At 49.5% G+C, this 13,213-nt stretch carries 19 protein-coding genes; all 19 read left to right on the plus strand.

The genetic code is table 11. The features are described 5' to 3' along the window. Window positions 1-3 precede the first annotated feature (3 nt). The 19 genes from AC15IQ_RS04105 (at window position 4) to AC15IQ_RS04195 (ending at window position 13,171) form a co-directional block, all read left to right on the plus strand. On the plus strand, window positions 4-585 hold the full coding sequence (locus AC15IQ_RS04105; RefSeq protein WP_483177411.1) for a manganese efflux pump MntP: 582 nt from the start codon (window positions 4-6) through the stop codon (window positions 583-585). Between the two features lie 13 nt (window positions 586-598). Then, window positions 599-1,057 carry a low molecular weight protein arginine phosphatase gene (locus AC15IQ_RS04110; RefSeq protein WP_483177412.1) on the plus strand — a complete coding sequence of 153 codons (459 nt, stop codon included), beginning with the start codon at window positions 599-601 and terminating at the stop codon, window positions 1,055-1,057. Between the two features lie 15 nt (window positions 1,058-1,072). Beyond that, window positions 1,073-1,525, plus strand: a complete 453-nt coding sequence (gene rpiB / locus AC15IQ_RS04115; protein ID WP_483177413.1) for a ribose 5-phosphate isomerase B — start codon at window positions 1,073-1,075, stop codon at window positions 1,523-1,525. Between the two features lie 5 nt (window positions 1,526-1,530). Continuing rightward, window positions 1,531-2,778: a serine hydroxymethyltransferase gene (locus tag AC15IQ_RS04120; protein ID WP_483177414.1), complete on the plus strand. Its 1,248-nt coding sequence runs from the start codon at window positions 1,531-1,533 to the stop codon at window positions 2,776-2,778. A 15-nt stretch (window positions 2,779-2,793) separates the two neighbouring features. Beyond that, a complete protein-coding gene (locus tag AC15IQ_RS04125; RefSeq protein ID WP_483177415.1) occupies window positions 2,794-3,105 on the plus strand; it encodes a MazG-like family protein in 312 nt (103 codons plus the stop codon). Between the two features lie 242 nt (window positions 3,106-3,347). Further along, window positions 3,348-3,614: an AtpZ/AtpI family protein gene (locus AC15IQ_RS04130; protein WP_483177416.1), complete on the plus strand. Its 267-nt coding sequence runs from the start codon at window positions 3,348-3,350 to the stop codon at window positions 3,612-3,614. Between the two features lie 178 nt (window positions 3,615-3,792). Then, on the plus strand, window positions 3,793-4,476 hold the full coding sequence (gene atpB, locus AC15IQ_RS04135; protein WP_483177417.1) for a F0F1 ATP synthase subunit A: 684 nt from the start codon (window positions 3,793-3,795) through the stop codon (window positions 4,474-4,476). Window positions 4,477-4,526: 50 nt separating this feature from the next. Then, on the plus strand, window positions 4,527-4,751 hold the full coding sequence (gene atpE, locus AC15IQ_RS04140) for an ATP synthase F0 subunit C (protein ID WP_481041701.1): 225 nt from the start codon (window positions 4,527-4,529) through the stop codon (window positions 4,749-4,751). A 107-nt stretch (window positions 4,752-4,858) separates the two neighbouring features. Continuing rightward, entirely contained in the window at window positions 4,859-5,482 is a 624-nt protein-coding gene (gene atpF, locus AC15IQ_RS04145; RefSeq protein WP_483177418.1) for a F0F1 ATP synthase subunit B, read from the plus strand. Continuing rightward, on the plus strand, window positions 5,476-6,024 hold the full coding sequence (locus tag AC15IQ_RS04150) for a F0F1 ATP synthase subunit delta (RefSeq protein WP_483177419.1): 549 nt from the start codon (window positions 5,476-5,478) through the stop codon (window positions 6,022-6,024). The genes atpF and AC15IQ_RS04150 overlap by 7 nt, the downstream gene beginning before the upstream one ends. A gap of 21 nt (window positions 6,025-6,045) precedes the next feature. After that, entirely contained in the window at window positions 6,046-7,560 is a 1,515-nt protein-coding gene (gene atpA / locus AC15IQ_RS04155) for a F0F1 ATP synthase subunit alpha (RefSeq protein ID WP_483177420.1), read from the plus strand. 13 nt (window positions 7,561-7,573) lie between these two features. Further along, window positions 7,574-8,458, plus strand: a complete 885-nt coding sequence (atpG, locus tag AC15IQ_RS04160; protein WP_483177421.1) for an ATP synthase F1 subunit gamma — start codon at window positions 7,574-7,576, stop codon at window positions 8,456-8,458. 3 nt (window positions 8,459-8,461) lie between these two features. After that, on the plus strand, window positions 8,462-9,892 hold the full coding sequence (atpD, locus tag AC15IQ_RS04165; RefSeq protein WP_483177422.1) for a F0F1 ATP synthase subunit beta: 1,431 nt from the start codon (window positions 8,462-8,464) through the stop codon (window positions 9,890-9,892). Between the two features lie 3 nt (window positions 9,893-9,895). Then, window positions 9,896-10,312: a F0F1 ATP synthase subunit epsilon gene (locus AC15IQ_RS04170; protein WP_483177423.1), complete on the plus strand. Its 417-nt coding sequence runs from the start codon at window positions 9,896-9,898 to the stop codon at window positions 10,310-10,312. 149 nt (window positions 10,313-10,461) lie between these two features. Next, window positions 10,462-10,653 carry a hypothetical protein gene (locus AC15IQ_RS04175; RefSeq protein WP_483177424.1) on the plus strand — a complete coding sequence of 64 codons (192 nt, stop codon included), beginning with the start codon at window positions 10,462-10,464 and terminating at the stop codon, window positions 10,651-10,653. A 39-nt stretch (window positions 10,654-10,692) separates the two neighbouring features. Further along, on the plus strand, window positions 10,693-10,926 hold the full coding sequence (locus tag AC15IQ_RS04180) for a hypothetical protein (RefSeq protein WP_483177425.1): 234 nt from the start codon (window positions 10,693-10,695) through the stop codon (window positions 10,924-10,926). Between the two features lie 80 nt (window positions 10,927-11,006). Then, window positions 11,007-11,765 (plus strand): hypothetical protein, encoded by a 759-nt coding sequence (locus AC15IQ_RS04185; RefSeq protein ID WP_483177426.1) that lies wholly within the window; start codon window positions 11,007-11,009, stop codon window positions 11,763-11,765. A 21-nt stretch (window positions 11,766-11,786) separates the two neighbouring features. Continuing rightward, a complete protein-coding gene (locus AC15IQ_RS04190) occupies window positions 11,787-12,197 on the plus strand; it encodes a secondary thiamine-phosphate synthase enzyme YjbQ (protein WP_483177427.1) in 411 nt (136 codons plus the stop codon). 239 nt (window positions 12,198-12,436) lie between these two features. After that, on the plus strand, window positions 12,437-13,171 hold the full coding sequence (locus AC15IQ_RS04195) for a YwmB family TATA-box binding protein (RefSeq protein ID WP_483177428.1): 735 nt from the start codon (window positions 12,437-12,439) through the stop codon (window positions 13,169-13,171). Window positions 13,172-13,213: the final 42 nt, after the last annotated feature.

Raw genomic sequence — 13,213 nt, forward strand, 5'->3', positions numbered from 1 at the left:
ATTATGGCCGAGCAATTCGTCACCGTGGCTTTAATTGCGGTGGTGCTAGGAATGGATGCCTTCTCCCTGGCCCTGGGTTTAGGGCTAAAAGGGGTAAGCTATAGGTATGAAATCAAATTTTCCGCTATAGTGGGATTGTTTCATATTTTTATGCCGCTTATCGGTTTATATCTGGGAGTGGTGTCAGGCAGGTTTCTAGGTGTATGGGCGCAGCGCTTGGGTGCTGTAATACTGGTATATATTGGCATTAATTTTTTGCTTAAAGGATTGAAAGAAATCCGTCCCCAGAGTTATTCTTTTTCATCCGCAGCTATGCTGCGCAACCAGGCTGAGCTCAGCACTATGAATAACATGTGGTTGCTGTGCGGCTCGGTCAGTATGGATGCTCTGGCAGTTGGATTCGGCTTAGGGACCTTTCAGATGCCTCTTCTGGCCACGGTCCTGACCATGGGCTCTATCGCCGCGGTCATGACCTGGTTGGGGTTTCTGGGGGGGCGGATCTTAAATCTCTTGGTGGGCAGCTACGCCCAGATAATAGGCGGCCTGGTTTTGATCGCTTTGGCTGCCAAACTGTTATGGTTCTAGGGGTGATGAAATCGTGAAAATCCTACTGGTTTGTACCGGCAACACCTGCCGCAGTCCGATGGCAGCGGCAATGCTGCGGCAGATTCTTGAAGAAAGAGGAGCCGATTCAGAACAATACCAGATAATCACTGCCGGGCTGGGAGCGGGGACAGGCTGGCCAGCCTCTCCCGGGGCCATATATGCCATGCAGCTTGAAAACCTGGATATAAGTCATCATCGTTCCCAGGCCCTGAACCGTGATATGGTGAAATCGGCCGACATGGTTCTGACCATGACCGCCATGCAGCGTCAATGCCTGGTGGACAAGTATCCGGACCATATGTTGAAGATAAATACCCTGGCGCAAGTGGTCGGGGAGCAGGGTACAGATATCCTCGACCCCTTTGGACAAGATGCGGTAAAATATGTGGAGAGTGCCAGGGAAATCAAAAGGCTGTTGCTGAAGTTGGCCGACTTGGTGGTGGATATATAAACAGGAGATGATGTTATGCAAGTTGTAATAGGCAGCGACCACGCCGGGGTGGAGTTAAAGGCGGACTTGATAAAGATGCTTGCTAAGAGCGGAATCGAAACCCACGACTGTGGCGCCTACAGCAGTGATTCAGTAGACTACCCTGATATCGCCGAACTGGCAGCGCATCGAGTATTGGAATTGAACTGCTTCGGCATACTGATTTGTGGAAGCGGAATCGGCATTGCCATGGCCGCTAACAAGATACCTGGAATTCGGGCTGCCTTATGTCTGACCCCGGAGATGGCGAAGCTCTCCAGGGAGCATAATGATGCCAATATTGTAACCATGGGGGCGCGCCTGTTAAATGTTGAAACGGCGGAGGAGATTGTAAATACATTCTTGTATACTCAGTTTCAGGCAGGTAGACACCAGAGACGGGTAGAAAAAATACATCAATTGGAACAAAAATGCCGAGAGAGGAGCTAATCACAGTGGATTATATCGAAAAGTACGTCAAGGAGATTGACCCGGAGATCGCTGCAGCCATCTCTGCGGAGGAAAACCGGCAGGACCAGAAACTGGAACTGATCGCATCAGAAAATTTCGTTTCCCGGGCGGTAATGGCTGCTCAGGGATGCGTGATGACCAATAAATACGCTGAAGGCTATCCCGGCAAAAGATATTATGGCGGTTGTGAGTTTGTCGATGTGGCCGAGGAATTAGCCCGCGAAAGACTTAAAACCCTGTTCGGCTGTGAGCATGCCAATGTGCAGCCACACTCTGGTGCCCAGGCCAACACTGCGGTATATTTTGCGGCCTTAAAGCCAGGCGATACTGTTATGGGCATGAACCTTAGCCACGGTGGGCATTTGACTCATGGCAGCCCGGTGAACCTCTCCGGTAAATACTTCCGCTTCGTGGATTATGGCGTTTCACCACGAACTGAGACCATAGACTATGATCAGGTGCGGGAACTAGCCCAACAGCACCAGCCCAGAATGATCGTAGCCGGGGCCAGTGCCTATCCGCGCAAGCTGGATTTCGCCGCCTTTCGTGAGATTGCTGACGAGGTGGGAGCCTACCTGTTCGTGGATATGGCTCATATTGCGGGCCTGGTTGCCGCAGGCTTGCATCCCTCTCCGGTACCCTACGCCCATTTCGTCACCACCACTACCCACAAAACCCTGCGCGGTCCCCGCGGCGGTGTCATCTTATGTGGAAAAGAGTGGGCACAAAAGGTGGACAGCGCGGTTTTTCCCGGAATTCAAGGCGGCCCTTTGATGCATGTAATTGCAGCCAAAGCAGTATGTTTTAAGGAAGCTTTAAGCCAGGAATTCAAAAAATACCAGGAGCAGATCGTTACCAATGCCACTGTTCTGGCCGAGTCGCTCTCCGCTTACGGCCTGCGGCTGGTTTCGGGCGGCACTGACAACCACCTCATGTTGGTCGATGTCCGGCCCAAAAAACTGACCGGCAAAGCCGCACAGGCTATATTGGAAACGGTCAATATAACTGTCAACAAGAATACCATTCCCTTTGACCCTGAAAAGCCGATGGTTACCAGCGGTATTCGTGTCGGTACTCCGGCCGTCACCAGCCGGGGGATGGACCACGAAGATATGAAGCTGATTGCTCGGGCCATCGCCATAGCGCTGGAGAAACCCGAGGATGAGAAAACGCTGGACGAGGCTCGGAGTATTGTGGCTGGACTCTGTCAGAAGTATCCGCTCTATAAATAGCGGGGTCCGAGTCATATGGAAGCGAAAACACTTTCTCTGCCTAAACTGAATCAGCTTAAACCGACCCTTGAATCCACCGCTCTGAAATTGATGGAAGAAGCCGGAGAGTTGGCCCAGGTTATCGGCAAATTCCGGGGACTGTCCGGGGAGACGGTTCATCTCGATGAAGAAACCATAGTACGCGAGATTGCCAAAGAACTGTTGGATGTGGCTCAGACTGCGGTCACCATGATGTTTGTAATGGAGGAGCAATTCGATCTCAATATCGAATCTCTCTTGCAGGAACACTGGCAGAAGATGGAGCGTAAAGGTTACCTCTCGCCTTAGAGGTCGAAAAAAATAATAATCCCGAACATAAATATTGGGGAGGATTTTGTGATAGCAGTCTCGAAATAAATGGATACTTACTGACAGACAGTAACTGAAGATAGAAATACCAGGCCTTCTATTCGTAGATGTAAAGATCTGACCCAATCTGGATAAAATTAAAAATGAAAAAGGAATTTGCCTATTAATGACGAATAGAGAAAAAGGATGGTTCGTCTACTTAGGCAACTGAGGGAGAGCCAATGACAGACAAACCCAAGTATGCATGGGCTAGGAGTCTGAGCGATGCCATCAATCTGGCCACCACAGCAGCTGCTGCAGTAGGTATCTGCTTATTTGTAGGCTGGTGGCTTGACCAGCGCTTCGGTACCGAACCCTGGTTCGTAGCTCTGGGAGCCCTCTTGGGGGTGGCAACTGCCATCAAGTCTATGTGGGACAAAATGATGAAAAATACCAAACGCCGACAAGGATTAGACCGAAAAGATACACAGAGAGATAGAGAGAACTAAGGCGGTTATAGAACAAAAGAGATCTGCCTTACATGTGAGTTCCGCATTTCAAGAGAGAAATATAATTCCATTAATAGCATATCCACTAATTGTTAGTATTAGTTTTTGAACCTGGCTGATCAATCGAACGGCTTTCAAAAACTCGACAAATTTAATAAGGGAAGGGGGGAAATAAAGAATGTTATTTGGAATGTGGGATGGTGTCTATTTCCATCTCGGACCGATCCCGGTTGATCATCTGGTGGTAACCGAGTGGGCGATTATAGCCCTGGTCGGTATCATCTCCTTTATGGCTACCAGGAAAATGCAGTTGGTTCCAACTGGCCTGCAGAACGGTTTTGAAGCCATCATATTGTTCACCTATGATTTCTTCACACAATTGATGGATGAAGAGCATGTGGCCAAGAAGTGGGCACCTCTGCTTACTTCGTTCTTCCTGTTTATCCTGATCAGCAACTACAGCGGCCTAATACCCGGAGCAGCCCATGTACAAGGTTTCCAGCCGCCAACCAGTAACTGGAATGTTACCATGACCCTTGCTATAATCACCTTCTTTTCAGTTCATATCGCCGGGTTCTCCGAACATGGAGGACATTATCTTCACCACTTCGTTAGCCCAAGCCCACTGATGTTGCCATTGAATCTAGTTGAAGAAGTGGCCCACCCATTATCCCTGACAGTCCGTCTTTTCGGCAATATTTTTGGGGAAGAAATGGTTCTGGCTTTCCTGTTGTTCCTGGCACCATTTATAGTCCCAACCGCAATTATGGGTTTGAGCATGCTGCTAGGAGCAATCCAGGCAGTAGTCTTCACTCTGTTGTCAGCCAGTTACATAGGGGCGGCAGCAGGCAAAGGGCACTAAAAATAGCTCCGATGTAGATATCATTAGAGCTTGAAAGGAGGGAAAATGTAATGGATATGTTAGCATTAGGTGCTGGTCTTGCCGTATCAATCTCCGGTATCGGCGGTGGTATTGGTATGGGTATCGCCGGTGGCAAAGCGTTCGAAGCTATTGCACGGCAGCCCGAGGTAGGTGGAGACGTAAGAACTCTACTCTTCATCACCCTGGCCTTTATCGAAACCTTGACCATTTACGGTCTACTGATTGCATTCATGTTGGTTAGTAAAATTCAGTAATTATACGGTGGACTCAGATTTGCGGGCGATGGAGCTTCATTAATTGAATAATTTGGCTTCATCGCCCCAAAAACTATTTGCTCTAAGAGATTGGAGGTAGCACATCCGTGATTAGGAACAGAAGGTATACGTCATTGATCCTCCTTTTTGCCATGATTATGGTAATGGGATTTGCCACCTTCTGCATGGCCTCTAGTGAAGGACCGGCAGTGCCGGTTCCGGCACCGTCCGGAGCAACACCTGCCTTTGGGAACTGGTATGTGATCGGCTGGTCAGCAGTCAACTTTTTAATCCTGCTGGCTTTGATCTACAAATTCGGTTATGGTCCCATCAATGCCATGCTAGAAGAACGTTCGGCAACCATCGAAGGCTCCCTCAAACATGCTGAGGAAGTCAAGACCGAAGTAGAACAGATGCGCAAGGAAATGCAGGCCAACCTGCAGGATTCGCGTCGTGAATCCCAGGAGATCGTTGCCCGCGCCACCAAGGCGGCTGAAGACGTCAAGAACGAGATGATTGCTAAGGCGCAGGAAGATGCCACCAGCATTAAGAACAAGGCTCATGCCGAAATCGCAGCCGCAACCGAGCAAGCCAAGGCGCAGCTTAAGGACTCCGCAGTTGTACTGGCCATTTCTGCGGCTGAAAAGGTTTTAGGTCGGGCTATCAATGAAGACGACCACAAGCGCATGGTTAAAGATTTTGTCAATGAGGCGGGCGATCTATTATGTTAAATAAGAGCGTCGCTAGGCGCTATGCTGAAGCATTTTTCAGTATTGCCCGGGAGGCCGGCAAAGTTGATGAGTACCAGCAGGAATTGGAATTGGTGGTACGAACCGTCGATGAGTCCGAACTCTTACAAGAATATTTCGCTCATCTGCTTATCCCTGCCAAAGAGAAAAAAGAAGTGGCCAACAAGATTTTTTCCGGAGATATTTCCCAGGCCACACTCAATTTTATTTCCATCATAATCGACAAGAAGCGTGAAGCCTATTTGGCCTTAATAACTGAACAGTACACTGAAATGGCCGATGAGCAGAGGAATATACTTAAAGCCGAGATGTATTCGGCGCGCGAGATCCCGGAAAGCGATGTCCAGGATCTGGCCGAAAAACTCTCTGCCTCGACCGGTAAGACTGTGCAATTGAAGCCCATGGTTGATCCGAGTCTATTGGGGGGAATAAAGGTCCGAATTGGCGACCAGATAGTAGACGCGACGGTTGCCAAAAAGTTGGAAATGTTAAAGAACGCCATGAAACAAGCCAAGATAAGTTAAATCGATAGGGGTGACACATAAATGAGTATTAGACCGGAAGAGATTAGCGCGATTCTAAAACAGCAGATCGAGCGCTACCAATCCGAGGTCGAGGTCAGCAATGTGGGCTCTGTAATATTTGTCGGTGACGGTATCTCCCGTGTATACGGACTACAGGGTGCAATGGCTGGCGAGTTGTTGGAATTCCCGGGTGGAACCGTAGGTATGGTTCTAAACCTTGAAGAAGATAATGTCGGTGCAGTTTTATTAGGTGAATACGGACATATCAAAGAAGGCGACGTTGTAAAAGCTACCGGAAGAATAATGGAAGTGCCCGCCGGCAACGCCATGCTAGGCCGTGTAGTAAACGCTTTGGGACAGCCTATTGACGGCAAAGGTCCCATCGATCCCGACGCTTACAGACCGATTGAGAAGGTGGCCCACGGCGTGGTTACCCGCTCACCGGTTGACACTCCGATGCAGACCGGCCTCAAGGCTATCGACTCCATGGTTCCGATCGGCCGCGGGCAGCGCGAATTAATTATCGGTGACCGCCAGGTGGGTAAAACCGCTATAGCTCTGGATGCCATCATCAATCAGAGAACCAAGAAAGACATGATCTGCATCTATGTGGCCATCGGTCAGAAGCAGTCCAGTATAGCCGGCATCGCCGCCAAGTTCGAGGAAATGGGCGCTATGGATTACACCGTAATCGTAGCTGCGACCGCCGCTGAGCCGGCACCGTTGCTGTACATTGCCCCCTATGCCGGGGTTGCTATAGCCGAAGAATTTATGGAGGCCCAGGGCAAAGACGTTTTGATTATCTATGATGACCTGTCCAAGCACGCGGTGGCCTATCGCGAAATGTCATTGCTGCTTCGCCGTCCTCCCGGACGTGAAGCATATCCCGGCGACGTTTTCTACCTGCACTCCCGCTTGCTGGAGAGAGGTTGCAAACTGAACCAGTCCATGGGAGGCGGCTCGATTACCGCACTGCCGATCATTGAAACCCAGGCAGGCGACGTTTCAGCTTATATACCCACCAATGTTATTTCCATCACTGATGGCCAGATATATCTGGAAACTGACCTATTCTACGCTGGCCAGCGCCCGGCCATAAACGCCGGTCTGTCAGTCAGCCGAGTCGGCGGCGCCGCACAGACCAAGGCCATGAAATCAGTTGCCGGGCAGCTGCGTTTGGACCTGGCGCAATATCGTGAATTGGCTGCATTCGCGCAGTTCGGCTCCGACCTTGATAAAGCTACTCTATCGCGGTTGATACGCGGCGAGCGGGTTACCGAGGTATTAAAACAGGGTCAGTACAAACCAATGCCGATGGAAGAACAAGTTGTCTCCATCTATACTGGGGTAAATGGCTACCTGGATGAGCTGCCCAAAGACAGAGTTTTGGAATTCGAGGCGGATTTCCTGCAATATGTGCGCAGCAACTACAGCGATATTCTTTCATCAATCCGGGATTCCGGTAAAATCGAGAGCGCTATTGAGGAAAAACTGATCAAGGCGATAAATGAATTCAAGTCCACGTTTGCAGTTTAGGGTGGTGAAATAAATGGCAGGAGCAGGTATAAGAGAATTTAAGCGCAGGATCCGCAGTGTTAAAAACACACAGCAAATCACCAAGGCGATGAAAATGGTTTCTGCTGCCAAACTGCGCCGGGCTCAAGAAGCCGCCGAAGCTTCACGTCCCTACAACGAGACATTGAGAGACACCTTGGCCAGACTGGCAGCGGTCACTTTCGATGTACGTCATCCTCTCTTGGCCAAGCGGGAAGATGTCAAAAAAGTAGGCTATGTTGTCATCACCGCTGATCGGGGGCTTTGTGGCGCATACAACACCAACATAATACGCGCTGCTAATGCCGCCATTGAAGAGGATGAAAGAAAGGTCGAGAGTGGTATTGTAGCAGTAGGCAGAAAAGCCAGGGATTTCTATCGGAAACGTTCTGGTCTGGATGCCGAATTTATCAACCTGGGCGACAATATCTCCTACGCGGACGCAAGAGAAATCGGTCAGTATATAGTCAATGCCTACGAGAACGAAGAAGTTGATGAAGTATATCTAGTATATGCCAGATTTATCAATGTTCTTCGTCAGATTCCCACGGTAACTCAGTTGCTTCCCATCCAGCCTCCGGAAAAGGATGAGGAAGAAAAGGATATCGTGATTGACTATCTGTATGAACCGAGTGCCGATGAGATCCTTTTGGCCTTGCTGCCGCGGTATATTGGAAGCCAGATATTCAACGCATTACTTGAAAGTAAAGCCAGTGAGCACGGCGCTCGAATGACGGCAATGGGCAACGCCACCGAAAACGCGGGCGAAATCATTGATAGCCTTACCCTGGCCATGAATAAGGCCAGACAGGCTGCCATAACCGACGAAATACTGGATATTGTCGGCGGCGCCGAAGCTCTCAATAAAGGAGGAAAATAGAGGATGGCGAATGTAACATTTGGAGAGGTAACCCAGGTTATAGGCGCTGTTGTTGACGTTCGCTTTAAACCCGGTGAACTCCCTGACTTGATGAGTGCTATCACCATCAAAGCCTCAGAACAGGAGGCAAATTATAAGGGACCAGAACAGATAAATGTGACTATGGAAGCGATGCAGCACCTGGGCAATGACACGGTCAGATGCGTGGCCTTAAACCCCACTGACGGTGTTTCCCGGGGGATGAAAGCCGTCAACACTGGAGCTGCCATTAAGATACCGGTAGGCGACAATTGCCTGGGCAGAATACTCAATGTTTTAGGTGAACCGGTCGATGAAGCCGGCCCGGTGGAAGCCGCTGATTTCTGGGAAATCCACCGCAGGCCTCCGGAACTGGTAGACCAGCTTCCGGCCACAACTATACTTGAAACCGGCATTAAGGTCACCGACCTGGTCTGCCCCTATGCTAAAGGCGGTAAGATCGGTCTGTTCGGCGGTGCCGGAGTCGGTAAAACTGTTATTATCCAGGAACTTATACGCAATATAGCCTATGTCCATGGCGGATATTCGGTGTTCACCGGTGTTGGTGAAAGAACCCGCGAAGGCAATGACCTCTGGGGTGAGATGGTGGAATCAGGTGTTATTGAAAAATGCGCCCTGATATTCGGCCAGATGAACGAGCCTCCGGGAGCAAGACTTCGGGTTGGCTTGACCGGATTGACCGTTGCGGAGTATTTCCGTGATGTAGGCGGACAGGACGTGCTGATATTCATCGACAACATCTTCCGTTTCGCTCAGGCCGGTAACGAGGTGTCAGCTCTATTGGGCCGCATGCCTTCTGCGGTTGGTTATCAGCCTACCCTGGCAACTGACATGGGTAATCTGCAGGAGCGCATAACCACCACCCGCAAAGGTTCAATTACCTCTGCACAGGCGGTATATGTGCCAGCTGACGACTTAACCGACCCCGCGCCAGCTACTACCTTCGCTCACTTGGATGCAACCTTGGTTTTGGCCCGGTCCATTGCTGAAAAAGGCATCTACCCTGCGGTGGATCCCTTGGATTCAACCTCACGTATCTTGGACCCGCAGATATTGGGTGAAAAGCACTATTTCACCGCTCGCGGCGTTCAGCAGATACTGCAAAGGTACAAGGAATTACAGGATATAATCGCTATACTGGGTATGGACGAACTGAGTGACGAAGACAAGATCATCGTAGCTCGGGCAAGAAAACTTGAAAGGTTCCTGTCTCAGCCCTTCCACGTGGCAGAGCAGTTCACAGGTCAGCCCGGTATCTATGTGCCGGTTAAGGATACTGTGGCCTCCTTCGCTGAAGTGCTGGAAGGCAGGCATGACAATCTACCTGAAGCAGCCTTCCTGATGGTGGGGAGCGTTGAAGGAGCGGTGGAAAAAGCTAGAAGACTGGAGGGTTAGTCTATGGCAGACAACACCTACATGCTGGAGGTAGTGACGCCTGAACGCGTGCTTCAATCCAATGAGGTTTCTTTTACGGTCGTGCCCGCTATTGACGGTGAACTCGGGGTAATGAAAAACCACGCCCCCCTGGTGGCAGCTCTAAACATAGGGGTATTACGCTATGTGGACGCTGCCGGCAGTGAAAAACGCATTGCAATTAGCGGCGGCTTTATTGAAGTCCTGGATAACGAAGGCCGGATTCTGGCTGAAACTGCTGAGCACGGTCATGAAATTGATGTACTTCGTGCCAAAGCGGCCCGCGAAAGGGCTGAGAGAAGGCTGGAACAGCGTGCCGAGAACATTAATTATGTGCGTGCTGAACAGGCCTTAAAAAGGGCCATCGCCCGCTTGAAAGCGGCCGGAGCTTACTCTGACTAATACCAGTAAATGGCAACTGGTAAAAGCCGGAAGGCATTATTAAGTGCTTTCCGGCTTATTTTCTTAATATTCGCAGAAGATATTAGTGAGCATTTTGTATAAAATAAAATCATAAGCTATAGGGTTATAAATAGTTTTGAGGGTGCGCCATGAATGATGTGGTAAGGTTATTGATCATAATAGTCCTGGTCTATTACCTGGTGAAGGGCTTACTTTACCTGTTATTCTGGCAGGCCGCACTCAGGACTGAGGCACGTGGTCTCGAAATGAAGCGAAAACGCATGGAAGCACGCGAGCGCAAAAAACAAAGGCGGGCCCAGGAGAGAAATAAGGAAGAATAACTCATCCCCGTCTGTGGTTCGAAAAAAGGGGGTGTCAGGGTGTACAGGGCACTGCTCATCATAATTGGTCTAGTATTTATATTGACCTTGGCTTTTGCATTGTTGATATGGTATCAGCTGGGGAAATTTGCGGAAAAGGCCTTGGCGGCCAAAAAAAATCAGGAAGCCTACCTGGCTGAACTGAATGCCAAAGATCCCGACCATCCGGCTATTATCAGGACAGACCCAGGCTGGGATGACCCTGATGATGAGGACCGCTCCGGATGGATCTAAAACGATCCCAGTTTACCAAAAGGAAGCCCATAAGGCTTCCTTTTAAAATGAACCGGGACCAGAATCAGGAGATTTTGACGATGCTACAGGACATAATCACCATTAAGTATTCGTCTGCGGAAATAAAAAAGCAGCGGGAGCATATCGGCATGCTCTTAATGGACCGGTCATCATCGATCAGTAGCACGGATCTCGGTAAAATAAGTGTTGCAGACCTAAAAATGTTGTATGAACTGTATGAACAAATATTTTTTAAAGGTTGGATAAAACAACATTGGAAGGGTAAACTGCAGTTCGCCATCTCCCGCCAAATGACTAAAACTGCCGGAAAAACGGTGTGCTTCAAAAAATCTGCTGACAACTGTGACCTGGCGCTGGAAGTCAGGATAAGCCTCCCTATCATAGCCAATTATGGAACCATCGAAGGTCACGACCTGGTGGGGGGTATCAAAAGCGGCAGCAGGCTGGAAGCCTTGCAGCTTATTTTTGAACATGAGCTGGTTCATGTGGTAGAGTTTATATGTTTCGGCAGCTCGAACTGCAAAGGCAAGCGTTTCCAGGCTCTGGCAGAAAATCTTTTCGGACATCACAACAACTACCACCAACTGCCCACCAATAATGAAATCGTCCGCCATAGGCTCGGGTTGGCACCCGGCGTGTGGGTGGAATTTGATTATCAAGGTGCTGTGCTGAAGGGGATAATCTCTCACATCCGGAAGCGGGCCGGGGTAATGGTCGAGGACAAAAATGGGGCCTACCAGGACCGCCAGGGCAAGCGCTACAGCAAATACCTGGTGCCCCTGCAGCTTCTGCGTACGCTCAACAACTTGCAGAAATGAACCAGCGTGGAGTTGATGATAATGCAATACAAGTTGGATATACAGACCAGCGAACAGGCCCAAATGGTAGACATTACCCCGCGAATCAGGGAGTTGTTGAGTAAAGCGGGAGTCAGTGAGGGTGTTCTGCTGGTATACTGTCCCCATACCACGGCAGGGGTGACCATTAACGAAAATGCTGATCCCAATGTGGTCCGCGATCTATTGAATCGCCTGCAAGAGATGGTACCATTCAAACACCCTGCCGACCGTCATGCCGAGGGCAACTCCGCCGCCCATCTCAAAGCCAGCATGATGGGTTTTTCCCAGTTGATTCCGATAAATATGGGTCGCTTGATGTTGGGAACCTGGCAGGGGATATACCTGTGCGAATTTGATGGCCCCAGAAGGCGCACCTGCTACATACAGATACACTCCCAAGCCACTGTTTAATAGGGATCAGCACCGTCACAAGACGCAGAAGCGGCCCGGTTATGAATACCATTTCATAACCGGGCTGATCTTATTTGATAGAACCTGCTTGAAGCAGGCAGGGGTATGCAGTGCAATACAAATCTATGATGTTAATGCAGAATTTACCTGCACTCTGATAATCCTGCTGAGGGGAATAAATGCTCTCGACTGCGGCAAGAATCATCATAGCACAGCAAGCTTATGGCGGGGGGAGAAACATGAAAAAAATTCTGTTTTATGTGATTATTTTTATGGTTTGTGTGGCCTTCTTAGAACAACGCATCGATTATTATACCAGCGGAAGCCTGACTGCGCGTTCTCCAATTGCACTATCTTTTGCATCATTCGGTGCAATTTCCTTCGAATCTCGGCTGGATAGTTGGGCCAAAATAGATTCAGCAGCTTCTCCGCAGGAACTAGAACAGATCACCAAAACCATCCTGAATAACCTTGATTTGAATACTACCAGGGTTAGAAGTGAGGATTCTGCCCAGATTTCTCGCTGGGAATATCAAGTTGAACAGAAGAACGGCTGGCTTAAGCTGAATGTGGAAGCCGATTATCAAAAAGACCAGACTAGTATAGTCTTTGCTTATAGCAGTGTGGACCCAGAAGTTCGACTTGATGAATGGGTGCTTAAACTGGAAGCCCTGCCCGACTGGGATTGGCATCATTATTATCTTTACAAGGCTTATTTGCCAGGTACAGTCGATGCAGCAGGGAGACAAGAATTGGCGGAGAAGGTGATGGCCAAACTTGAGGCTAAAACCAAAGAGGTTTTTACTGATGAAAGGATCGAGACCCGGTCGGGTTACAGCAAAGCGCTCAGCCAGATGGCAGACCCGGTATGGGTGGGGAATCACCAGGTGAACGTACAGAGCGCAGTGCGCAGCCAAACTGATGGAAAGACGCTGTTGCTGGTAGGCAGCCCGTTGATTTTAGGAGATTATTAACATGGTAGGAAAGATTGTTTGATGAGTTGATTCGGAGGTTGA

Source organism: Syntrophomonas sp. DTU019 (assembly GCA_913757435.1).
Taxonomy (GTDB): domain Bacteria; phylum Bacillota; class Syntrophomonadia; order Syntrophomonadales; family Syntrophomonadaceae; genus DTU019.

Coding starts and splice junctions, on each gene's coding strand:
- AC15IQ_RS04105 (WP_483177411.1), top strand. CDS start 4: ATGGCCGAGCAATTCGTCACCGTGGCTTTAATTGCGGTGGTGCTAGGA.
- rpiB (WP_483177413.1), top strand. CDS start 1,073: ATGCAAGTTGTAATAGGCAGCGACCACGCCGGGGTGGAGTTAAAGGCG.
- AC15IQ_RS04125 (WP_483177415.1), top strand. CDS start 2,794: ATGGAAGCGAAAACACTTTCTCTGCCTAAACTGAATCAGCTTAAACCG.
- AC15IQ_RS04130 (WP_483177416.1), top strand. CDS start 3,348: ATGACAGACAAACCCAAGTATGCATGGGCTAGGAGTCTGAGCGATGCC.
- atpB (WP_483177417.1), top strand. CDS start 3,793: ATGTTATTTGGAATGTGGGATGGTGTCTATTTCCATCTCGGACCGATC.
- atpE (WP_481041701.1), top strand. CDS start 4,527: ATGGATATGTTAGCATTAGGTGCTGGTCTTGCCGTATCAATCTCCGGT.
- AC15IQ_RS04150 (WP_483177419.1), top strand. CDS start 5,476: ATGTTAAATAAGAGCGTCGCTAGGCGCTATGCTGAAGCATTTTTCAGT.
- atpA (WP_483177420.1), top strand. CDS start 6,046: ATGAGTATTAGACCGGAAGAGATTAGCGCGATTCTAAAACAGCAGATC.
- atpG (WP_483177421.1), top strand. CDS start 7,574: ATGGCAGGAGCAGGTATAAGAGAATTTAAGCGCAGGATCCGCAGTGTT.
- atpD (WP_483177422.1), top strand. CDS start 8,462: ATGGCGAATGTAACATTTGGAGAGGTAACCCAGGTTATAGGCGCTGTT.
- AC15IQ_RS04170 (WP_483177423.1), top strand. CDS start 9,896: ATGGCAGACAACACCTACATGCTGGAGGTAGTGACGCCTGAACGCGTG.
- AC15IQ_RS04175 (WP_483177424.1), top strand. CDS start 10,462: ATGAATGATGTGGTAAGGTTATTGATCATAATAGTCCTGGTCTATTAC.
- AC15IQ_RS04185 (WP_483177426.1), top strand. CDS start 11,007: ATGCTACAGGACATAATCACCATTAAGTATTCGTCTGCGGAAATAAAA.
- AC15IQ_RS04190 (WP_483177427.1), top strand. CDS start 11,787: ATGCAATACAAGTTGGATATACAGACCAGCGAACAGGCCCAAATGGTA.
- AC15IQ_RS04195 (WP_483177428.1), top strand. CDS start 12,437: ATGAAAAAAATTCTGTTTTATGTGATTATTTTTATGGTTTGTGTGGCC.